Source organism: Streptomyces viridochromogenes, assembly GCF_001270495.1.
In the GTDB taxonomy this organism is placed as follows: domain Bacteria; phylum Actinomycetota; class Actinomycetes; order Streptomycetales; family Streptomycetaceae; genus Streptomyces; species Streptomyces viridochromogenes_A.
This window is the reverse complement of sequence record NZ_LGUR01000211.1, coordinates 20,027-40,308: the sequence shown is the minus strand read 5'-3', so window position 1 is coordinate 40,308 and position 20,282 is coordinate 20,027. Positions and strand designations below refer to the sequence as shown.

Sequence of the window (20,282 nt, the reverse complement as noted above, 5' to 3'; positions counted from 1 at the left end):
TGGAGGACCAGCGATGCCCCCCGCACACCGGCCCACGGCCGCCCGCGACGAGATGCGGCGGCTCGTCCACGGCCCCTGCGACCCCGCCTTCCTCTCCGAACTGCACAAGGCACTCGCCACCGACGCCCCGGCCGGCAGCGGAGGCCGACAACTCCTGGACCGTCTACGGCGGTTGGGCGAGCCGCTGCCGTACGACCTCTTCGACGACCCGGCGCGGCTGACCGCGGCGCACGCCTGGGCGGCGGTCGCCGACCCCTCCCTCTGCCTGGCGGCACTCGTCCACCACCTGCTCTGTCTGGGGTCCATCGTCCAACTGGGCGGCGATTCGGTCGACTTGACGTCCCGCGTGGCGGCCCTGCGGTCCGGCCGGGCCAAGGGCGTCTACCTGATCACCGAGGCAGGGCAGGCCAACAGCCACCTCGCGACCCGCACCCGGGCCGAACTCGACCCGTCCACCGGCGAGTTCGTCCTGCACACCCCGGACGAGGCGGCCGCCAAGTTCGGCAGCGCGGGCACCCTGGACGTACCGCAGACGGCGGTGGTGCCGGCACGGCTGGTCACGGGCGGCACCGACCACGGGGTCTTCGCCTTCGTGGCCGACCTGACCGGCGACGGCGGAGCACTGCCCGGCGTCGAGATCTCCTCGCCCATCGGTCTGGGCGCGCTGCCCCTCGACTACGTCCAGGTGCGCTTCCACCATGCCCGGCTCCCGCACGCCCACTGGCTCGCCGACGGCGCCCGCATCGCGCCCGACGGCACCTTCCACGATCCCGCCGGGTCCGCCGCGGGACGCCTGCAACGCACCCTGCGCGTCGGCCAGGGGCTGTGGGCGGCCATGCCGGCGGTCGCCGCAGCCACCAGCCGGCAGGCCGCCGTCCAGGCCGTCACCTACGCGCAGGGGCGCCGCACTCAGGGGCGGCTGGCCCCCGGCGTCCCCCTGCTCACGTACCGCACCCAGCAACGCGCCGTGCTGGGCGCGCTGGCCGACGCGTTCGCCCTGTCCTGCGCCGCCCATGGAGCACGCGCGCTGTGGGAGGAGTCCCGCAATGCCCCCGCGGAGGGAAGCGTCACGGAGATGGGGTTCAGTCCGTGGACCGCCGTCAGCCGTCCGCTGGCCGCGTACAAGGCCGCCGCGGTCCGGCTGGCCGCCCGCGTCACCGCCGAGTGCCAGCGCCGCTGCGGCCTCTCGGGACACCTGGACGCCAACCGGCTGGCCGGATACCACGGCTTCCACCACGCCTTCGACACGGCCGGCGGGGACAGCCAGCTCATCTTCTACGACATCGGGAGCGCCCTGGCCGAAGCGGCCGGCCGGAAAGCGGACGACAGGAAAACGGACGCCGGGACTTCGCCCTCGCCGCTGTCCCCGGGGTGGTGGCCGATGGTCGTACGCCGTCATCGGCACGACCTGACCCGGCACCTGGCGAAGCGGCTGGGCGGCACCGAGGCCGCCGTCCCCTTCGAGGCGTGGAACCCCTTGCTGGAGGACGCGGGTGTGCTCGGCGAGGTCTACGCGGACTCGCTCATCGCCGAGGACGTCGTCCGCGCCCTCGCCGGGACACAGGACCGCGACCTGGCCCGCGCGCTGCGGCCGCTGGCGGCACTGCACGGCGTCATGGCGGCCCGCCGCCGATCGGGCTCCCTCCTCGCGCTCGAAACGCTGCGGCCGGCGGACATCCAGGCCCTGTCCGACGCCGCCGACCGGCTCTGCGACGAGGTCCGGCCCCACCTGCCGCTGCTCATCGAGGCGTTCGCGCATCCCGCCGACCTCGCGCCCACGGACTGCGACACCGCCCTGCGGACCACGCTCACCTGGACACGAGGAGGCACGGCATGACGGGTGAGCGCCGTATCGGCGTCCTCGGTATGGGCACCCACCTGCCGCCCACCGTGCGCACCAACGCCGAGGTGGCGCTCGGTGCGGGCGTGACGGCGGAGTGGATCATCGAGCGTACCGGAGTCCTCAAACGCCATGTGGCCGCCGACGACGAGGCCGCCTCGGACCTCGCGGCACACGCGGTGCGGGCGGCGGCCGACGCCGCGGGCGTCGACGTGGCCGACATCGGCCTGCTGGTGTGCGGCACCTCCACACCCGACGAACTGGGACCCTCGACCGCCTGCCGCATCCAGACCGCGGTGGGAGCCCGTGCCGCCGTCGCCCTCGACGTCAGCGCGGCCTGCTCGGGCTGGCTGTTCGCAGCCAAGGTGGCCCACGACTGGCTGCGCGGCAGCCCGGAGATCCGGTACGCGGCCGTCGTCGGCGTCGAGGCCTACTCGAAGTTCCTCGACCCCACCGACCGGGGCACCGCCGTCCTGTTCGCCGACGGGGCCGCCGCCGCGATCCTGGGACCGGTGCCGGGTGGCCAGGGGTTCACCCATTTCGGCCTCGGCTCCGACGGCGCCCTCGCCGACCGCGTCCTGATCCCGGCCGGCGGCAGCCGCAGCCCGGCCAGCGCGTCCACCCTCGGCGAGCGCGCCCACTGCATCCGGATGGACGGCCGCACCATCGGCCGGTTCATCACCGACACCTTCCCCCGGCTCATCACCGACGCCCTCGGCCGGAGCGGGCTGAGCATCGAGGACATCGACTGCTTCGTCGCCCATCAGCCCAATCCCGTACTGCTCCGGCGCATGGGTGCCGACCTCGGCATCCCCGCCGACCGCCTGGTGGTCGTCGGCCACGAGGTCGGCAACATCGGCGCCGCCAGCGCGCCCTACGCACTCGCCCGCGCCGTCTCCGCACACCCGCTGCGGCCCGGCGACCGCGTCCTGGTGGCCGTCTTCGGCGCCGGCATGACCTGGGGCAGCGCGCTCCTCACCTGGAGCGGCGCACCCGCCGTCACCTCTGTGGCCACGGCCACCCACCGTCCGTCCGAGTCAGAAGGAGCCCCGCAATGAACGCCATCGACATGTTCCGCCTGGACGGCGCCCGCGCGCTGGTGACGGGCGCGTCCCGTGGCATCGGCAAGGCCGTCGCCGAGGGCCTGGCCGACGCGGGCTGCGACCTGGCGGTCACCGCACGGACACTGCCCGCGCTCGACGCGACCCTCCGCGCGGTGGAGGAGCGGGGGCACAAGGCCGTGGCCCTCGACGGGGACCTGACCGAACCCGGCGCGGCGGCCGACCTGGTCGACCGGGCTGCCGCCGCGCTCGGCGGCCTCGACGTCGTCGTCCACAACGCGGGCACCCTGCCCACCGCCGAGGACGGCAGCCCCCTGCTGGCGCCGCTGCAGCACGCCCGCCAGCAGGACTGGGAAACCGTGGTCACCGTGAACCTCAACGCCACGGCCGCCCTGTGCCGGGCCGCCCACCCCCATCTGGCCGACTCACGCCGCGCCAGCCTCATCCTGATGTCCTCCGTCGCCGGCCTGGTCGGCACGCCCATGATGGAGGCGTACGCCGCCACCAAGGCCGCGCAGCTCTCCCTCACTCGCAGCCTCGCGGTCGGCTGGGCCCGGCAGGGCATCCGCGTCAACGCCCTGTGCCCCGGCTGGACCCGCACCGACATGACCGCGTTCGCCAGCGAGACCGGCCCCCTGTCGGACTGGCTCACCAGCCACGTCCCGATGGGCCGGTGGGCCACCGCGGACGAGGTCGTCGGAGCCGCGCTCTTCCTCGCCGCCCCGGCCTCGTCGTTCGTCACCGGGCACGCCCTGGTCGTCGACGGCGGACTCGCCGTACCGGACGGCGGCCTGGCCGGCCACCCCAAGCCCGCCTCGCCCTTCGTCACCGTATGAACAGCGGCGAATCCCAAGGCAGTTCGAGCGCACCGCGCTCCACCACGGGCGGGTCGGGAGCGGAGGCCGCCACGGGGGCCGAGGGCGTCGCAGGCACCAGGGACGGGACTCGGGCCGTCGTGGGAACCGCGGTCGTCACCGGAATCGGAGCCTGCCTCCCGCACCCGGTCGTCGACAACGACACGGTCGTCGCACGCGGCGCGCTGCGCACCGACGACACCTGGATCCGGGACCGCACCGGCATCGCCCGCCGCCGTCACGCCGAGCCCGGCACCAGCACCGGCGACCTGGCCGTCGGCGCGGGACGGGCCGCGCTCGCCTCTGCCGGAAACCACCGACCCGACATGCTGCTGCTCGCCACCACCACACCCGACCACCCGTGCCCCGCCACCGCTCCCGCCGTCGCCCACCGGCTGGGCCTGGGCACCGTCCCGGCCTTCGACCTCTCCGCCGTGTGCTCGGGCTTCCTGTACGCGCTGGCCACGGCGACGGCGTTCGTCCGCGCCGGCACCTGCGCCATGCCCCTGGTGATCGGCGCCGACACCTACACCACCATCGTCGACCCCACCGACCGCGAGACCGCGCCGATCTTCGGCGACGGCGCCGGAGCGGTGGTGCTGCGCGCGGGCACCACGGACGAACCCGGGGCGGTGATCGCCACCGACCTCGGTACCGACGGCGGTGGCGACGACCTGATCACCGTCCCGCACGGCGGCTCCCGCCACCCGCGGCACCTCCCGCCCGCCGCCCCCGCGGACCGGTACTTCCGGATGCAGGGCCGGACGGTCTACGCCCACGCGGTACGCCGGATGACCCAATCCGCCAACTCGGCGCTCAGCCAGGCCCATTGGCTCCCGGAGACGGTACGGGCGTTCGTCGGCCACCAGGCCAACCAGCGCATCCTGGACTCGGTCGCGGACCGCCTGGGCATCGCGCCCGCCCACCGGTACGGCAACATCCGCGACCTCGGCAACACCGCGGCCGCCTCCATCCCCCTGGTCCTGGCGGACCCCGCCGTACACCAGGCGGTCCCGCCCGGCGAGCGCGCGCTGCTGACCGCCTTCGGCGGCGGTCTCACCTGGGCCTCCGTCGCCCTGCGCTGGCCCAGCGCCGTCCCCCGTGCCGAAGCACCGCCCACCGACCTGGACACCACGCCACTGTGCACACCCGGCCTCACGCCCGACCTCACAAGGAGCCACCCGTGGACCGCGTCTACGACCGCCTCGTAACCCTGCTCAGCGACAAGTTCGAGGTCGATCCCGGCCAGATCGGCCCGGACGTCACCCTCGACGAACTGGAACTGGACTCCCTCGCCGTGGTGGAGCTCTACGTCACCCTCCAGGAGGAGTGGCAGGTCCCGCTGGACGACTCCGCCGCATCGGCCGACCTCACCGTCACCGACGTGGCCCGCGCGGTGACCGCGCTCCTGGACACGACCGAACCCGGCGCCGGGCACGAGGCCGTGCAGTGAACGACGAGGTGGCCGTCACCGGCGTCGGCCTGGTGACGCCCGGCGGCACCGGCGCCCCGGCGACCTGGGAGACGGTGTGCGCGGGCAGGGCCACCGCGCGCCCCGATCCCGTCCTGAGCGAGATGCCGGTGACCATGTCCTGCCGGGTACCGGCTCTCCCGTCCGGCCGGGGCGGCCGCCTGTGGCGCTACGACCGCGGCACACGGTTCCTGCTGACCGCGGCCCGGGAAGCTCTCGACCATGCCGGCCTGCACCCTGACGGCTGGGATCCCGCCCGCGTGGCCGTGGTCATCGGCACCGCGGCCGGCGGCATCGACACCCTCGAAGCGCAGCACCACAAGCTCCTCGCCACCGGCCCAGCCGTCGTCTCACCGCTCACCATGCCCGCCTTCCTCCCCAACATGACGGCCGGCCACCTCGCCCTGGACCTCGGCGTCACCGGCCCCTCCCTGCAGACCTCCACCGCCTGCGCCTCCGGAGCCACGGCCCTCATCACGGCCTGCCTGCTCCTGAAGGCCGGAACCTGCGACATCGCGATCGCGGGCGGCACCGACGCCATGGTCACCCCGCTGTGCACCGCCGCCTTCGCCAAGATGGGCGCCCTGTCCCGGCGCAGCCACGACCCCGCCCATGCCTCACGCCCCTTCGACAAGGACCGCGACGGTTTCGTCCTCGGCGAAGGTTGCGGCGTCCTTGTCCTCGAACGCGGACACCACGCCGACGCCCGCGGTGCCCACGTACTGGCCCGCCTCGCGGGCCACGGCGCCACCGGCGACGCCTATCACGCGACGGCCCCGCACCCCGAGGGCGCGGGCCTGCGAGCGGCGACCATGACGGCGCTCGCCCAGGCGGGAGCCACCCCCGACGACGTCGATCACATCAACGCCCATGGCACCAGCACCCCGCTCAACGACAGCGTGGAAGCCACGGTGATCCGGGACCTCTACCGCCGCCGACGTCCCTCCGTCACCTCGGCGAAGGGCGCCCTGGGCCACACCATGGGAGCCGCCGGCGCCGTCGAGGCCGCCCTCACCGTCCTGACCATCACCTACGCGACCATGCCCCCCACGGCGAACTTCACCGCACCCGACGACACCACCGCCGGCATCGACATCATCGCGTCGGCCGCCCGCCCCCGCTCCGTCCGTCTGGCCCTCAGCCACTCCCTGGGCTTCGGAGGCCACAACACGGTACTGGTCTTCGCGGCCCCGTGAACGCGATCGTACGATCGCTCAGCGGTCATTCGCCGTGTGAGAGGCGAGCAGGTCGATCAGGTCGCCCGAGCCTCGCAACCTTGCCTCAGCCGGACATCAGCACACGGAACACACCTGTGCAGCTTGTGGACTCCCAACAGGATTCTGGATCTCCAGGACCGGCGACCAGGCTCCACGACCGGGGAACAGCCGCCGCCCCGCGCCGCTCGCACCAGGATCCGATGGGCGGCTTCTCATCGACACTGACTCGTCACCGCCCCCGCACCACCGACACACCCGGGTATCACGAAGTCCTGAGCGATGACCTGAGCACCGATGCAAAAGGCCCTGGTCAGAGTCTTGGCCCCGCACATCCCGATGCGCACCCCTTGCGCTCCCCTCCCTCAGCAGCCGGGCCCAAAGCTGACCAACCATCAGGATTGCAACACAAAAGACCAGTTCAGAACGCATCTGACCTGGTCTCAGGTGGAGCCGCCTTCGGGATTCGAACCCGAGACCTACGTATACGAGTAAAGCGGGCCAGCGAAGCGATCGAACGCCTGCATGGAAGCAAAAGCAGGCATGTCACCTGTCGTCGGATACCTTGCAGGTAACCGTCGACAAGAAGTCCCTGAAAAGTCCCTGGCCGTGACGCAAGTCGGGCTTGCCAGACTAAATCCGCAGGTCAAATGCGTGGTCAAAAGCCGCCGACATGTCGGTCAAGTACAAGGAGACGGCGCGGGGCGGGCCGGCGGTCGACATCATCGAGTACTGACGGGCGGGGCACCGGGCCGCCGTCCCGGTGCTGCCGTCGGCACCGCCTCCGACACCTCCGCCAGGAGGCGCTCGACCTCCGCACCCCAGCGCGAGACGATGACCAGATCGCGGGCCGGGTCCACCCACAGCAGATGGTTGCCGCCGTTGCCGCGGGCGCAGCGGCCCGTGCGCGGGGCGCGGGGCCACACCGTGCCCCGGTCGTTGAGCCACCAGGACAGGCCGTATTCGGGCTTGACCCGGCAGGGCGTCCACAGCTCCTCGATCCAGCGCCGCGACACGACCTGGCGCCCGTCCCAGGTCCCGCCCCGCAGACACAGCCGGCCGGTTCGGGCCAGGTCCAGGGCGCTGATCCACAGGCCACCGCCCCAGTGGGCGCCGCCGGAGACGACGGGCACCTCGGTGCCGTCGATCTCCACGACCGAGCTGTCGTAGCCGTGCCAGGACCATCCGTCCGAGGCGCCGACCGGCGTCAGGACGCGCTCCCGCAGGACCTCCGGCAGGGCGCGGCCGAACAGGACCGTGAGCGCCAGCGCCGTCAGGTTCACCCGCACGTCGTTGTAGGCCCAGCCGGCGCCGGGCGGCCCGCCCGCCGATTCCGTGCCCTCACGGGTGCTCTGCGCGTCCACCCACGTCGGCTTGGACCACAGCTCGCCCTCCCACTGGCTGGTCTGGTCCAGCAGATGCCGCCACGTGATGCCGCGCCCGTGAGGGGTGTCGAACTCCGGGAGGTCCACCGACTCCACCACCGGCTCGTCCAGACGCAACGCCCCGTCGTCGAACGCGACACCCGCCACCAGCGACAGCACGCTCTTCGTCGCGCTGAAGGCCATCTCCACGCGGGCCGGATCGCCCCAGGAGGCAAGCACGGCGCCGCCCCGCACGACGACCCCACTCGCTCCCCGCCCGTCGAGAAGCGGGCCGACGACCTCCCGATGCGCGGCATCCGACACCTGGTCCGCGAGATACGACGCCATGTCGTCGACACCGGCCACCGACCGCCCCGCCTGCGCCCGCACGGCCCGCGACAGCGCCGCCTCGTCCACGCCCTCCCAGGGGTCCTGGGCCCGGTCGCCGCTCTCCAGGACCATCGCCATGTTCGCCCTCCCGACGAATGTTGACAATTTCACGTCAGGTACGCGTCAGACATGCCAGGCTGGGGCATACACCCCACCCAACTCCTCTCCCCTCACCAGCACTTCAGGGAGTCCCCCCATGATCCGCGGCATCGATGTCAGCGCGTACCAGTCCTCGTCCTATGACACCGACGGCATCTCCTTCGTGTTCATCAAGGCGACAGAGGGCCGCTCCTACATCAACCCCAAACTCGCCGCCCAGACCAAACGCGCCCGCGACGCCGGCCTGGTCGTCGGCTTCTACCACTTCCTCTGGCCCGGCAACCTCTCCGCCCAGGCGGACTACTTCGTCAGCAAGGCCCCCGAGCGGGCGGGCGACATCCTCGCGGTCGACTGGGAGACGACGAGCGAGGGGACGCATGCGAGCAACGCGGAGAAGGATCTGTTCATCCGGAAGGTGAAGGAGAAGCGGCCGAACAATCCGGTCATTCTCTACGCGAACAGAAACTACTGGCTCAACGTCGACACCACGTCCTATGCGGGTGACGGCCTCTGGATCGCCGACTACGTCACCGCGGGCAAGCCCCGCATCAAGGCGAAGTGGCGCTTCCATCAGTACACCGACAACCCGCTCGACAAGAACGTCGCCGATTTCTCCAGCAAGGCCGCCCTGCGCGAGTGGGCCGAGAACGCCTGACGGGCATACCGAAGGGGCGCCCGTTCCGCCTCCGCGGTGAACGGGCGCCCCTTCGGTGGGTGTCACTTGCTCAGGAACGCCCAGAACTCGTCGAACGACAGCAGCTTGTCGCCGTTCAGGTCACGGCTCTTGATGATCGCCTCGGCGACCGCCTCGGTCACGTTCCAGTCGCCGCCCTGAGCCAGGGCGGACTTGAACTCGGCGGCGGTGATGGCGCCGTCCCCGTCCGCATCGATGCGCTCGAACTGCTTGCGTGCTTCCTCGATGTCGATGTGCGCCACCGGTCCGCCCCTTTTCGTCGTTCCTTGTCGTCTTGCTGACGGAGGTCAGATTAACCGTGCACCCTGGCCCGCAGTGCGGCGACCACCCACGCGAAGTCCTCGGCGTGCGGGGGCCCGGGCTGCCGGTTCACGACGGCGAGCAGCTCCCGGTAACGGCCGACCCGCTCGTCGAAGCCGGCCGTCATCCGTTCCAGTACGGCGGCCCGGTCGGCGTCCCCGAACAGTTCCCGCAGCACCTCCTCGGCCTCGGGCGCCGCGGGTTCGGTACCGCGCTCGCGCACCGGGCCCGCCAGTTCCACCAGACGCCGCGCGAACCACACGGACCGGCCGCGGGGTGCCCCCGGCTCCCGGTCGGCGGCGTTGAACTCGACCGCCCGGCGCATCTGCGCCCGAAAGCCCGGGTCCTGAAGCATCTCGGCCAGCTCCACCCAGGCGTCGACCTGCTCGGGTGTCGGGTTCTCCGCCAGATCGACCGCGGTGCGCCGCATCCGGTCCTGGATGTCGGGGTCGACGGTGTCGAGGCCGTGCAGGGTCTCGGCCACGAACTCCTCCATGATCCGTTGCCGCTCCGCCGCCGACAGCCGTGCCAGTCTGTTCATCAGGGTCGTCTCCTCCGCGCTCGAACCGCGCCTCGCCACGGTCGACAGCACCGCCCGGGTCACCTTCAGAGATCGGATCTGCGCGTCCAGGGCCGCCACATGCGCGGCCGCGACCGACGCCACGTCCTTCTCGCCACTGACCACCTGCCGTACGTCGGCCAGGCCCAGGCCCAGTTCGCGCAGGGTGCGGATCAGCTCCAGGCGGGCGACGGACTCGGCGTCGTAGAGCCGATAGCCGCCGCAGGAGCGGGTCACCGGGTGCAGGACGCCCTCGTCGGACCAGTAGCGAATGGTCCGGACGGTCAGTCCGGTGGTCCGGGCCAGCTCGCCGATGGTGAGGAGTCCGGTGCCGTCTTCGGTCATGTCTGGGAGTGTGGGCCTTCCAGTGGGTGGAGACTCAAGGAGCGCGGGGAGGGGCCGCCATGGCGGAGACCTTGCGGGACATTCTGGAGGCGGCGGCGCGGGGTGTCTTCCCGCCCGCGGACGGCCGTACGACCGTCGTCCCCCAGCCCTCCGACCGGAACGCAGGCGTCCTCTCCTTCACCGCGCACTCCGTCGTCTTCACCGACGAGGATCCCGGGTGGGTGTACGACACCCTGCGCGGCCTCGACTGCGACGCGCTGTCCGCGACCATGAACCCGCGCTTCCTGGCCGCCTTGATGGACCGGACGGGCCGGACGGCGGAGACCATCGACGCGGTCCTGGTCGGCTCCCCGCTGCCGGGTGAGCCGCCGCCCGCGTTGAGGTTGAAGGAGATCGAGGACGCCGGCCATCCCCGGATCGTCTACGCCCGACGACGGCGGGAGGACGTGCGCGCGTGGGCGGCCGAGGGCGGCGTGCTGGTGGTGGGGCGCGGGGTCGCCGGGCGGCTGGAGGTGTCGGTGGAGGTGGCGCAGGACGTACGGCATCGAGGGCTGGGGCGGCTGCTGGTGACCGCGGCCCGGCATCTCGTCACGGAGCCGCTGTGGGCGCAGGTCGCACCGGGGAACGCCCGCAGTGTGCGGGCGTTCCAGGCGGCCGGCTACCGGCCGGTGGGCGCGGAGCTGCTGCTCAGTGCCATGCCTCGAAGTGCGGGTTGCTCTGGCAGCCGCTCATGATCTCGACCTTGGTCGTCTTGTTCACCGGGCAGACGCCGATGATGTACTTCCGCGCGATACCGCCCGGGAAGGCGACCTCCACCTGATCGGCCCACTTGTGGGTGTCGCCGATGGTCTTGTTGACGTCGATGCCGCCGGGGGCGTCGATGTAGTAGTTCCAGCCCGATTTCCACCAGTTCTTGTACAGGTCGTGGTCGTACGTCGTGGAGACGTACGGGGAGGGCTGGTTGACCAGGACGTACTGCTCCAGGTCGTACTGGCCGTTCACGACGTCCTTGGGCTTGAAGCCTTCCTCGAAGACGATGTTCGGGCCGCGGCCGTCGGCCCGGTAGAGCGTGCCGCAGCTGGTGCGCCACGCCGGGTCGGGGGTGATGCGGTCGACCTCGACGCGGCGGTCGACGGCCGCCTTGATCCGGTCGTCGAACTGGACGGGACAGGCGGCCGGACCGGGAGCGGCAGCCGGGGCGGCGGCCTTGGCGGCGGTCGCGGGAGCCGAGGCGGGGGACGCGGGAGCCGTGGCGGCCGTCGTGGCGAGGACGGCCGCGAGGGACAGGACGGCGGCAGCGGCGCGCCGCCGCAGGCGAGTTGTGATCATAGGGAGCACCATTGCGGGCTCGCGGTGGTGCGCCCTGGATCTTCACCCGTACGGCGGCGTGTCCGCTGACCGCCGGTCAACCGGGCCGACCGGTCAACTTGCCGTCCGCTAGCGGAAGATGCCGGTGTGCCCCAGCGAGTAGCGGCCCGGCTGCGGGTAGACGGCGAGGCCGTGCGGGCCGCTGCCGACAGGGATGCGGGCGAGTTGCTCACCGGTGCGGGTGTCGATGGCGTACACCTCGGAGTCGTACCGCCCGGACAGCCACAGCACCTTGCCGTCGGCGGAGACGCCGCCCATGTCGGGGCTGCCGCCGTCGGGGAGGTGCCACTTCTTGGTGAGCTTGTTCTGGGTGAAGTCGAAGACGGAGACGCTGCCTTCACCGCGGTTGGAGACGTACATCTCGCGGGAGTCACGGCTGACGTAGAGGCCGTGGCAGCCCTTGCCGGTGGGCAGGAGGGTGGGCTCGTCGAACTTCTCCCCGTCCAGGACCCACATGCCGTGGGCCATCATGTCGGCGATGTAGAACCGCTTGCCGTCGGGCGAGATCTTGACGTCCTGCGGCATGGCGCCCTCGAACGGGAGCCGCTGCTGCCCGACGACCTTCATCTTCTGGGTGTCGACCTTCAGCAGTTCGCCGCTGAACTCGCAGGAGACGATGAAGTACCGGCCGTCGAGGGAGAAGTCGGCGTGGTTGACGCCGAAGCAGGTGACCGGCTCGGTCTTGATCCGCTTCATGGTGTGCGGGTCGCGGAAGACGAGTTCGCGGTCGAGGGAGGCCATGACGACGGCGTACTTGCCGTGGGGCGTGAAGTAGAGGTTGTACGGGTCGTGGACCTCGACCTCCTTGCCCGCCTTGCCGGTCTTCGGGTCGATGGGGGTGAGGGTGTGGCCGCGGTTGTTGTTGACCCAGAGGGTCTTCAGGTCCCAGGACGGGACGACGTGCTGGGGCTGGCGGCCGACGGGGATGGTCTCGACGATCTCGTACGTCTTCGGGTCGATGACGGAGACGGTGTCCGACTCGGTGTTGGGGACGTAGACGCGGGACGGGAAGTCCTTGACGACCGGGGAGAGCTTGCCCGGGCGGTCGGCGGCGTACACGTCCTTCGGGTCGAGGACGGGGGGCATGCCGGGCAGGCCCTTGACGGTCTCCTTCTTCGCCGGGGCGGGGATGGCGGCCTGGGTGCCGCGGGGTTCGGTGGAGCGGGTCTTGTCCCTGGCGGTCTCGGTGCCGCAGGCGGCGAGTGCGACGAGGCCGACGCCGGCGAGGAGGGTGCGGTGCATGAGGTTCATCGGCAGGTCTTCCGGGGTGGCTGGGGAGGGCGACGACTGCGACCATTTAATGAGCATTACGTCATAAATTGCGCGATTTGCCCGATAAACATTTCGCGCGGGTCGCCGGCCCAGCGAACTTCGCCCCCGCCGCCCCTACCCGTCCCATCCCTTGAAGGGGCTCCGCCCCTTCGACCCCCATCGGCCCGAAGGGCCTCGTCCTCAAACGCCGGACGGGCTGAAGATGCCCGGACCGGCCCCAGAGAGTGGTCGTCGGCGGTCGTGAGGTGAAGTCCCTGCGCGGACCGAAGAGGGCGGACCGGCATCGCCCCAAAGGGGCGCGGGGAACTGCGCGACCAGCCCCCACCGACCGTTGACCGCCCCGCCGGCCTCAGCCCTCGCGGCGGGGGGCTGGGGGCGGAGCCCAGTTGTGGCGCGCCGTGGACTTCGGCTCAACCGCCGGAGGCAACCGTCAGCGGTCGGCCACCCTCATCTCGAACCAGGTCGTCTTGCCCCGCGGCAGCAGGTCCACGCCCCAGCGGTCGGAGAGTTTGTCCACCAGGAACAGGCCCCGGCCGCTGATGTCCATCTCCTGGACCGGCATGAGACAGGGCAGACCGCGGGACGGGTCGCGGACCTCGATGCGGATCCAGCCGCGGCGGCGCCGCATGCGAAGGCCGAAGACTCGGGCGCCGGTGTGGCGGACGGCGTTGCCGACCAGTTCCGAGACGAGTAGGACCGCGTCCTCGGTCATCTTGGGGGTCAGGCCCCATTGGCGCAGGACCACCACCTGCGCCAGCCGCCGCGCCGTCGCTGCGGACTCCGGGCGGGACGGGAGCGGAACCTCGGCCTCCGTAGGATTGCCGAACAGCTCCAGCACCTTCGCAGCAGCTTCGTCCTCGACCGCCGGCGACCAGCGCGCCGCAAGAGAAGCACGGCCGTGTCCCCGCGGCTGTTCGATACCCTCCAGCCCCGCCATGCCCCCATCATGGCCGCCCACAGGGCCCTCCGTGGCCGTTCCCGAGGAATACACCCCTCGGAAGCGCTCATTCCGTACGGCTCGTTCGACATATGCCAGGGGCAGTTCGGGGCCGTCGGCAGCCCGGCCGACCTGGGACGAAGGGTCCGCTGGGGGCAATCGACAGGCTCCCTCGACAAGGCACGCTTAAGGTTGCCTTAAGGCTGCCATAAACCGCCCCATCGAGGGACCCCGGATCAGACGTCCTGTCAATTGCAAGTGGTTCTACGGAGTTTCGGGCCAGACTTCGCCAGCCTCAGAGGAACTTCGCCTTGCCCGGGCCCTCCTCCACGAAGCTCCGCATCCCCCGCTCCCGGTCCTCGGTCGCGAACAGGCCCGCGAACCAGCCCCGTTCCACCGCGAGCCCCGTCTCGATGTCCGTCTCCAGGCCCGTGTCGATCGACTCCTTCGCCGCACGCAGGGCGATGGCCGGACCCTGCGCCAGCTTCGCCGCCCAGGCGTGCGCCTCGGCGTAGACCTCGTCGGGTGCCACGACGCGGTCCACCAGGCCCATCTCCCGCGCCTCTTCCGCCTTCACCATACGGCCGGTGAAGATCAGGTCCTTGGCCTTCGACGGGCCGATCAGGCGGGCCAGCCGCTGGGTGCCGCCCGCGCCCGGGATCAGGCCGAGCAGGATCTCCGGCTGGCCCAGCTTGGCGTTGTCCCCGGCGATCCGGTAGTCCGCGCACAGCGCCAACTCGCAGCCGCCGCCCAGGGCGTAGCCCGTCACCGCCGCCACCACCGGCTTGGGGATCCGCGCCACCGCGGTGAACGACTCCTGCAGGGCCCGCGCGCGCAGGACCATCGCGGTGTGGTCCATGGCCTGCATCTCCTTGATGTCCGCGCCCGCCGCGAACACCTTCTCCCCGCCGTAGATCACCACGGCCCGTACGTCCTCACGCCGGCCCGCCTCCTCGGCGAGTTCCTTGAGCCTGTCCTGGGTGGCGACGTCCAGCGCGTTCATCGGCGGGCGGTCGAGGCGGAGGGTGCCGACGCCTTCGGCGACTTCGAGATTCACGGTCATGCCAGCAGGTTAACGCTGACTAACGGCTACCGCTTCGGTGCCTTCGATCACACCCGGCCGGGGGTCTGGGGGTCGCCCCCAGGCAGGCACAGCACGCTGACTAACGGCTACAGCTTCGGTGCCTTCGATCACACCCGGCCGGGGGTCTGGGGGCCAACGGTTACGGCCCCGGTGCCGTACCTCACATCGAGGCAGAGCGCCGGGGCCGTACGTCCGAAAGTGAGCCCTACGCCTTCCACTTCTCCCAGGACATGTTCCAGCCGTTCAGGCCGTTCTCCGGAGCCACCGTCGCGTCGTCGGAGTTCTTCACGACCACCACGTCGCCGATCATCGAGTGGTTGAAGAACCACGCGGCCGGGGTGCCCTTGTCCCACGCGCCCTTGACGTCGCGCAGGCCGATGCAGCCGTGGCTGGCGTTGGTGTTGCCGAAGGCGTTGCCGCCCCAGTAGTTGCCGTGGATGAAGGTGCCGGAGTCGGTCAGGCGGGTGGCGTGCGGGACGTCCTTGATGTCGTACTCGCCCTCGTAGCCGACCGTGTCGCCGTTCATACGGGTCTGCACGAACTTCTCCGTCATGACCATCTGGCCGTTCCAGGTCTCGTACCCGGGCGCGCCGGTGGTGACGGGGATGGTCTTGATGACCTTGCCGTCCCGCATGACCTTCATCTTCTTGGTCTTCGCGTCGACGACCGAGACCTGGTTGCGCCCGATGGTGAAGGTGAGCTTCTTGTCCTGCTCGCCGTAGACGCCGGGGCGGCCCTCGACGCCGTCGAGGTTGAGGTCGACCGTGACCTTGGTGCCGGCCTTCCAGTACTTCTCGGGACGGAAGTCCAGGCGGTCGTTGCCGAACCAGTGGCCCGCGACCTCGACGGCCGGCTCGGTCTTGATGGTGATGGCCTTCTCGACGTCCTCGGGGCTGGTGATGCCCCGGGTGAAACGGATCGAGAACGGCATCCCGACACCGACCTTGGAGCCGTCCTCGGGAGTGAAGTTGCCGAGGAAGGTGTTCTCGGGGGTCAGGGTGGTGAAGTCGGCCTCCTCGGCGGCCTCCAGCCCGTCGGAGTCCTTGGCGACCGCGTGCACCGTGTACTTGGTGGCGGCCGCGAGGTGTGTGGACGGGGTCCAGGTGCCGCCGTCGCCGGATATCTTCCCGGCTATCGCGTTGCCCTCGTCGTCCTTGACCTGGACGCCCGTCAGCTTCCCCTTGGCCGCGGTCACCTTCAGCGCGCCGCTGGTCTCGACGGACTTGGCGCCGTCTCCCGGGGCTATCGTCACGACGGCCCGGGACTTCCCGGCCTCCGCCGTGCCGGCGTCCTCGCCCTTCCCGGCGCCGGCCGCCGAGCCGGATCCACCGCCCCCACCGCACGCGGTGACGGCGAGCAGCAGCGCTCCGGCCAGTGCCGCCATGGCCTTGCGCCGACGCCTGCCGCCGGCGTCCACCGCGTCAACCGACGCCCCCGATATCGGCCGCACGTTCAAGTCCTTCTCCCCTCCCCGGGCCTGGTCAGCCCGCGCCCCCACGCGTTTCACGCGCGCATCGGCGCATATTAACCACAAGGTCATACACGTCGGCGCCACGTGATTGTCACCGTTCCGTTCCAACATCGGCAGATAGCCGGTTGGTCGAGTAACTCACCCCCCTGTCCTGTTACTTCACCGCACTCCCTGCCTTCCACTCCTTCCAGCCCATATTCCATCCTCCGAGGCCATTGTCGGGAGCGACCTTTTTGTCGTTGCTGTGGACGACCTCGACGACGTCCCCGATCAGACTGCGGTCGAAGAACCAGCCCGCGGGTGTCTCGGAGCCGCCGCCCTTGACGTCCCTGAGCCCCACGCAGCCGTGGCTGACGTTGCTCTGTCCGAAGATCGAGGCGTCCGCCCAGTAGTTGCCGTGCAGGAAGGTGCCGGAGTCCGTGAGGCGCATGGCGTGCGGGACGTCCGGGATGTCGTACTCGCTCTTGCCGTCGGCCTTTCTGAAGCCGACCGTCGCGCCGTTCATGCGGGTCAGTTCGAGCATCTCGGTGACGACCATCTTGCCGTTGTACGTCGTGTTCTTGGGGGCGCCGGCCGTGATCGGCACGGTGGTGAGCAGCTCGCCGTCGCGCCGGACCTCCATGGTGTGGTCGGCCGCGTCGACCACGGAGACCTGGTGGCGGCCGACGGTGAAGGAGAACGTCTTGTACTGCTGGCCGTACACCCCGGGCGCACCCTCGACGTCCCTCAGCCGCAGCGCGACGGTGACCTGGGTGCCGGGCTTCCAGTAGTGCTGGGGGCGGAAGTCGAGGCGGGCCTTGCCGAACCAGTGCGGGCGGATCTCCACGGCGGGCTCGGCCGTGACGTGGATGGCGCGTTCGACGGCGGCCCGGTTCTCGATCTCGCGGTTGAACTCCAGGGAGACGATCATTCCGGTGCCGACGGTGGAGCGGTGCTCCGGGGCGACGTATCCGATGAACCGCTCGTCGGGGACGTACGTGGTGAAGGTCGTGTGCCGTGCGCTGCGGCGCCCGTGGCCGTCGAGGGCCACCGCGTCGATCGTGTACTTGGCGGCCAGCGCGAGCCTGGGGTCCTCGGGCTCCCAGCGCAGGCCGTCGTTCGAGATGCGCCCGCGGACCGGGGTCTGCTGGGCGTCCTGGTCCTTGACGACCTTCACCGACTCCAGGCGTCCGCTGAGCACCCGGACGAGCAGCCGGTCGTCCGGGCGTGCGCCCTTGGCGCCGTCGTCGGGCGTGACCCGGATGACGTCCTCGGGCGCCGGGGGTTTGCCCAGCATCTGGTCGACACCGCCGCCCGAAGTACAGCCGGCGGCCCCGGCCAGCAGTCCTGCCCATGTCAGTACGGCGGCCAAAGCGGCCCCCGCGCGCCGCGCGCGCCCTTGTACGTGCCTCACGAAGACCCCAACGACCGGGGCGGCCCCGGGGAAACGTGAGCACCGAGGGCTCCGCGGGCTGGGAGGCGACAAGCCGTCCGCTGCCGAACCGTAGCCGACTTCGCCAGGGTCGCTTGGCCACCGTGTGGGCAGAACATGTGGGAGGACGACGCGATGGGGAGCCGCGGAACGGGACGCCGGGGCTCTCCGTCCACACTCGTGTGGTCCCTGAGCCGTGGGAGGCCGACAGGTGTCGAGCGCAGCCGAGCAGGAGGCGGTGGCCGGGGCGGTCGCCGCTGAGGAGGGGCGCCCGGCCGCCGTCGTGAACGGCGCGCGGCTCAAAGCCCCTGCCGTGCCCGTGTGGCCGGGCGCGCCCATGCCGCTCGGCGCCCGTTTCCGGGTCGGCCCGGACGGGGTGGCGGGTACCAACTTCGCGCTGTGGGCGGGGGGCGCGGAGGCCGTCGAGCTGTGTCTGTTCGACGAGGAGGGGAAGGAGACCCGGGCCAAGCTGACCGAGCTGACGCACGAGATCTGGCACGGGTTCGTGCCGGGTGTGATGCCGGGTCAGCGCTACGGCTACCGGGTGCACGGCCGTTGGGACCCGTGGACCGGCGGCCGCTGGAACCCGGCCAAGCTGCTCCTCGACCCGTACGCCCGCGCGGTGGACGGTGACTTCAGTCTGCCGCCCGAGGTGTACGGGCACGTCCGCGACTGGCCCCAGCAGCATGTCGCCGACACCGTGCGCGACGACCGGGACTCGGCGCCGTACGTCCCGAAGGGCGTCGTCGTCCATGACGACGCCCCGGACGACGAGTGGCGGGACGACCGCCGGCCGAAGACACCGTGGGCCGACTCGGTGATCTACGAGGTGCATGTACGGGGCTTCACCCGGCTGCACCCGGGGATACCGGAGGAGCTGCGCGGGACGTACGCCGGTCTCGCGCACCCGGCGGCGATCGAGCACCTCGTCAAGCTGGGTGTCACGGCCGTCGAGCTGCTGCCCGTGCACCAGTTCGCGCACGAGGACCATCTGCTGCGCAAGGGCCTGCGCAACTACTGGGGCTACAACTCCATCGGCTACTTCGCCCCGCACGCGGCCTACGCCGCCTCCGGTACGACGGGTCAGCAGGTCGGCGAGTTCAGGCGGATGGTCCGCGCCCTGCACGCGGCCGGGATCGAGGTCATTCTCGACGTCGTCTACAACCACACGGCGGAGGCGGGCGAGCTGGGCCCGACACTGTCGCTGAAGGGCATCGACAACCGCGGCTACTACCGGTTGCAGTCGGACGCGCGCCGCTACGCCGACTACACGGGCTGCGGGAACACGCTGCACGTCGTCCAGCCGCACGTCCTGCGGCTCATCACCGACTCGCTGCGGTACTGGGTGACGGAGATGGGCGTGGACGGCTTCCGCTTCGACCTGGCGGCGGCGCTGGCCCGCTCCATGCACGACGTCGACATGCTGTCGCCGTTCCTCGCGGTCATCGCGCAGGATCCGGTGCTGCGGCGGGTGAAGCTGATCGCCGAGCCGTGGGACGTGGGCTCGGGCGGCTACCAGGTGGGCGCCTTCCCGCCGCTGTGGACGGAGTGGAACGACCGCTACCGCAATGCCGTACGGGACTTCTGGCGCGGTGCGCTGCCGGACGTACGGGATCTGGGGTACCGGCTGTCGGGGTCGAGCGACCTGTACGCGTGGGGAGGGCGGCGGCCGTACGCGTCCGTGAACTTCGTGACCGCGCACGACGGTTTCACCCTGCGCGACCTGGTGTCCTACGAACGCAAGCACAACGAGGCGAACGGGGAGGGCAACCGGGACGGGGCGAACGACAACCGGTCCTGGAACTGCGGGGCCGAGGGGGAAACGGACGACGAGCGCGTACGGGCGCTGCGGCGGCGGCAGTTGCGGAACCTGCTGACGACCCTGCTGCTGTCGACGGGCGTACCGATGCTGGTCGCGGGGGACGAGCTGGGGCGGACGCAGCGGGGCAACAACAACGCGTACTGCCAGGACAACGAGATCAGCTGGCTGGACTGGGGGCTGCTGGAGGACCCGGGCTGGAAGGCGTTGTTCGACCTGACCTCCCGGCTGATCGAGCTGCGGCACCGGCATCCCGTACTGCGGCGGCGGGCCTTCTTCTCCGGGCGGGCGCACTCGGCGGACGGGCTGCGGGATCTGGCCTGGTTCACGCTGCGCGGCTCGGAGATGACGGAACGGGACTGGTACGCGCCCGCCGCCACGCTGGGCATGTACCTGTCCGGGCGGGACATCCCCGGCCGGGACGAGCGGGGGGCGCCGATCCTCGACGACAGCTTCCTGGCCGTGCTGCACGCCGGGGACCGGCCGGTGAGCTTCGTGCTGCCGGGACCGCCGTGGGCGGAGCGGTACGAGGTGGTCGTCGACACCTCGCGGGAGGAGCAGGAGGAGGCGCCCGGGACGGAGCACCTGGCGGGGGCTGCGATCACGGTCCCGGCGCGGGCGGTGCTGTTGCTGAGGGTTGGCTGAGCGTGCGTTCCGGGGCCTTGCGGCAGCGTTTCAAGGTCATGAAATCCGCGGCGGATTCCTGGTCATGAGATCGGCGCGCTGATC

General features: G+C 71.2%; 18 protein-coding genes. 9 read left to right on the top strand and 9 right to left on the bottom strand.

All coding sequences use genetic code 11. From position 1 onward, the window contains the following. The first annotated feature begins 13 nt into the window (after nucleotides 1-13). Genes ADK36_RS27530 through ADK36_RS27505 form a run of 6 tightly spaced genes read left to right on the top strand, consistent with a single transcriptional unit; the run spans nucleotide 14 to nucleotide 6,422 of the window. Complete coding sequence (locus ADK36_RS27530; RefSeq protein WP_048583347.1) at nucleotides 14-1,837, top strand: acyl-CoA dehydrogenase; 1,824 nt, start codon at nucleotides 14-16, stop codon at nucleotides 1,835-1,837. Next, nucleotides 1,834-2,898 (top strand): 3-oxoacyl-ACP synthase III family protein, encoded by a 1,065-nt coding sequence (locus ADK36_RS27525; RefSeq protein WP_048583346.1) that lies wholly within the window; start codon nucleotides 1,834-1,836, stop codon nucleotides 2,896-2,898. The genes ADK36_RS27530 and ADK36_RS27525 overlap by 4 nt, the downstream gene beginning before the upstream one ends. After that, on the top strand, nucleotides 2,895-3,737 hold the full coding sequence (locus ADK36_RS27520) for an SDR family NAD(P)-dependent oxidoreductase (RefSeq protein WP_048583345.1): 843 nt from the start codon (nucleotides 2,895-2,897) through the stop codon (nucleotides 3,735-3,737). Before ADK36_RS27525 ends, ADK36_RS27520 begins: the two co-directional genes overlap by 4 nt. After that, nucleotides 3,734-4,966, top strand: a complete 1,233-nt coding sequence (locus ADK36_RS27515; RefSeq protein WP_078916390.1) for a beta-ketoacyl-ACP synthase 3 — start codon at nucleotides 3,734-3,736, stop codon at nucleotides 4,964-4,966. Before ADK36_RS27520 ends, ADK36_RS27515 begins: the two co-directional genes overlap by 4 nt. Further along, a complete protein-coding gene (locus tag ADK36_RS27510) occupies nucleotides 4,939-5,208 on the top strand; it encodes an acyl carrier protein (RefSeq protein WP_048583343.1) in 270 nt (89 codons plus the stop codon). The genes ADK36_RS27515 and ADK36_RS27510 overlap by 28 nt, the downstream gene beginning before the upstream one ends. Further along, nucleotides 5,205-6,422: a beta-ketoacyl-[acyl-carrier-protein] synthase family protein gene (locus tag ADK36_RS27505; protein ID WP_048583342.1), complete on the top strand. Its 1,218-nt coding sequence runs from the start codon at nucleotides 5,205-5,207 to the stop codon at nucleotides 6,420-6,422. The genes ADK36_RS27510 and ADK36_RS27505 overlap by 4 nt, the downstream gene beginning before the upstream one ends. Before the next feature lie 740 nt (nucleotides 6,423-7,162). Here the strand turns inward: ADK36_RS27505 and ADK36_RS27500 are convergent. After that, nucleotides 7,163-8,272, bottom strand: coding sequence for a serine hydrolase domain-containing protein (locus tag ADK36_RS27500; protein ID WP_048583325.1), 1,110 nt, complete (start codon nucleotides 8,270-8,272; stop codon nucleotides 7,163-7,165). 118 nt (nucleotides 8,273-8,390) lie between these two features. On the opposite strand from ADK36_RS27500, the gene ADK36_RS27495 reads away from it, so the two are divergent. Beyond that, entirely contained in the window at nucleotides 8,391-8,948 is a 558-nt protein-coding gene (locus tag ADK36_RS27495) for a glycoside hydrolase family 25 protein (RefSeq protein WP_030052341.1), read from the top strand. Nucleotides 8,949-9,010: 62 nt separating this feature from the next. On the opposite strand, the gene ADK36_RS27490 is transcribed toward ADK36_RS27495, so the two are convergent. Continuing rightward, nucleotides 9,011-9,229 (bottom strand): EF-hand domain-containing protein, encoded by a 219-nt coding sequence (locus ADK36_RS27490; RefSeq protein ID WP_048583324.1) that lies wholly within the window; start codon nucleotides 9,227-9,229, stop codon nucleotides 9,011-9,013. A 50-nt stretch (nucleotides 9,230-9,279) separates the two neighbouring features. Next, the gene (locus ADK36_RS27485; protein WP_053199430.1) at nucleotides 9,280-10,191 is read right to left on the bottom strand and encodes a MerR family transcriptional regulator; all 912 of its coding nucleotides are present in this window, start codon (nucleotides 10,189-10,191) and stop codon (nucleotides 9,280-9,282) included. 59 nt (nucleotides 10,192-10,250) lie between these two features. On the opposite strand from ADK36_RS27485, the gene ADK36_RS27480 reads away from it, so the two are divergent. Then, the gene (locus tag ADK36_RS27480; protein WP_048583322.1) at nucleotides 10,251-10,925 is read left to right on the top strand and encodes a GNAT family N-acetyltransferase; all 675 of its coding nucleotides are present in this window, start codon (nucleotides 10,251-10,253) and stop codon (nucleotides 10,923-10,925) included. Here ADK36_RS27480 and ADK36_RS27475 read toward each other — a convergent pair. From ADK36_RS27475 to ADK36_RS27450, 6 genes are all read right to left on the bottom strand, one after another. Continuing rightward, complete coding sequence (locus ADK36_RS27475; protein WP_048583321.1) at nucleotides 10,879-11,520, bottom strand: ADP-ribosyltransferase; 642 nt, start codon at nucleotides 11,518-11,520, stop codon at nucleotides 10,879-10,881. The genes ADK36_RS27480 and ADK36_RS27475 overlap by 47 nt on opposite strands. Before the next feature lie 108 nt (nucleotides 11,521-11,628). Next, on the bottom strand, nucleotides 11,629-12,810 hold the full coding sequence (locus ADK36_RS27470) for a YncE family protein (RefSeq protein ID WP_053199429.1): 1,182 nt from the start codon (nucleotides 12,808-12,810) through the stop codon (nucleotides 11,629-11,631). 451 nt (nucleotides 12,811-13,261) lie between these two features. Beyond that, nucleotides 13,262-13,768, bottom strand: coding sequence for an ATP-binding protein (locus tag ADK36_RS27465; protein WP_048583319.1), 507 nt, complete (start codon nucleotides 13,766-13,768; stop codon nucleotides 13,262-13,264). A gap of 295 nt (nucleotides 13,769-14,063) precedes the next feature. Continuing rightward, nucleotides 14,064-14,831 (bottom strand): enoyl-CoA hydratase/isomerase family protein, encoded by a 768-nt coding sequence (locus ADK36_RS27460; protein ID WP_048583318.1) that lies wholly within the window; start codon nucleotides 14,829-14,831, stop codon nucleotides 14,064-14,066. Between the two features lie 226 nt (nucleotides 14,832-15,057). After that, a complete protein-coding gene (locus ADK36_RS27455) occupies nucleotides 15,058-16,308 on the bottom strand; it encodes a L,D-transpeptidase (protein ID WP_199830257.1) in 1,251 nt (416 codons plus the stop codon). A gap of 169 nt (nucleotides 16,309-16,477) precedes the next feature. After that, on the bottom strand, nucleotides 16,478-17,716 hold the full coding sequence (locus tag ADK36_RS27450; RefSeq protein WP_048583316.1) for a L,D-transpeptidase: 1,239 nt from the start codon (nucleotides 17,714-17,716) through the stop codon (nucleotides 16,478-16,480). A 229-nt stretch (nucleotides 17,717-17,945) separates the two neighbouring features. On the opposite strand from ADK36_RS27450, the gene glgX reads away from it, so the two are divergent. After that, nucleotides 17,946-20,198: a glycogen debranching protein GlgX gene (gene glgX / locus ADK36_RS27445; RefSeq protein WP_048583315.1), complete on the top strand. Its 2,253-nt coding sequence runs from the start codon at nucleotides 17,946-17,948 to the stop codon at nucleotides 20,196-20,198. Nucleotides 20,199-20,282: the final 84 nt, after the last annotated feature.

Excerpts from the sequence above, each read along its gene's own strand:
- ADK36_RS27530 (WP_048583347.1), top strand. The coding sequence starts at position 14 with ATGCCCCCCGCACACCGGCCCACGGCCGCCCGCGACGAGATGCGGCGG.
- ADK36_RS27525 (WP_048583346.1), top strand. The coding sequence starts at position 1,834 with ATGACGGGTGAGCGCCGTATCGGCGTCCTCGGTATGGGCACCCACCTG.
- ADK36_RS27520 (WP_048583345.1), top strand. The coding sequence starts at position 2,895 with ATGAACGCCATCGACATGTTCCGCCTGGACGGCGCCCGCGCGCTGGTG.
- ADK36_RS27515 (WP_078916390.1), top strand. The coding sequence starts at position 3,734 with ATGAACAGCGGCGAATCCCAAGGCAGTTCGAGCGCACCGCGCTCCACC.
- ADK36_RS27500 (WP_048583325.1), bottom strand. The coding sequence starts at position 8,272 with ATGGCGATGGTCCTGGAGAGCGGCGACCGGGCCCAGGACCCCTGGGAG.
- ADK36_RS27495 (WP_030052341.1), top strand. The coding sequence starts at position 8,391 with ATGATCCGCGGCATCGATGTCAGCGCGTACCAGTCCTCGTCCTATGAC.
- ADK36_RS27485 (WP_053199430.1), bottom strand. The coding sequence starts at position 10,191 with ATGACCGAAGACGGCACCGGACTCCTCACCATCGGCGAGCTGGCCCGG.
- ADK36_RS27480 (WP_048583322.1), top strand. The coding sequence starts at position 10,251 with ATGGCGGAGACCTTGCGGGACATTCTGGAGGCGGCGGCGCGGGGTGTC.
- ADK36_RS27475 (WP_048583321.1), bottom strand. The coding sequence starts at position 11,520 with ATGATCACAACTCGCCTGCGGCGGCGCGCCGCTGCCGCCGTCCTGTCC.
- ADK36_RS27470 (WP_053199429.1), bottom strand. The coding sequence starts at position 12,810 with ATGAACCTCATGCACCGCACCCTCCTCGCCGGCGTCGGCCTCGTCGCA.
- ADK36_RS27465 (WP_048583319.1), bottom strand. The coding sequence starts at position 13,768 with ATGGCGGGGCTGGAGGGTATCGAACAGCCGCGGGGACACGGCCGTGCT.
- ADK36_RS27460 (WP_048583318.1), bottom strand. The coding sequence starts at position 14,831 with ATGACCGTGAATCTCGAAGTCGCCGAAGGCGTCGGCACCCTCCGCCTC.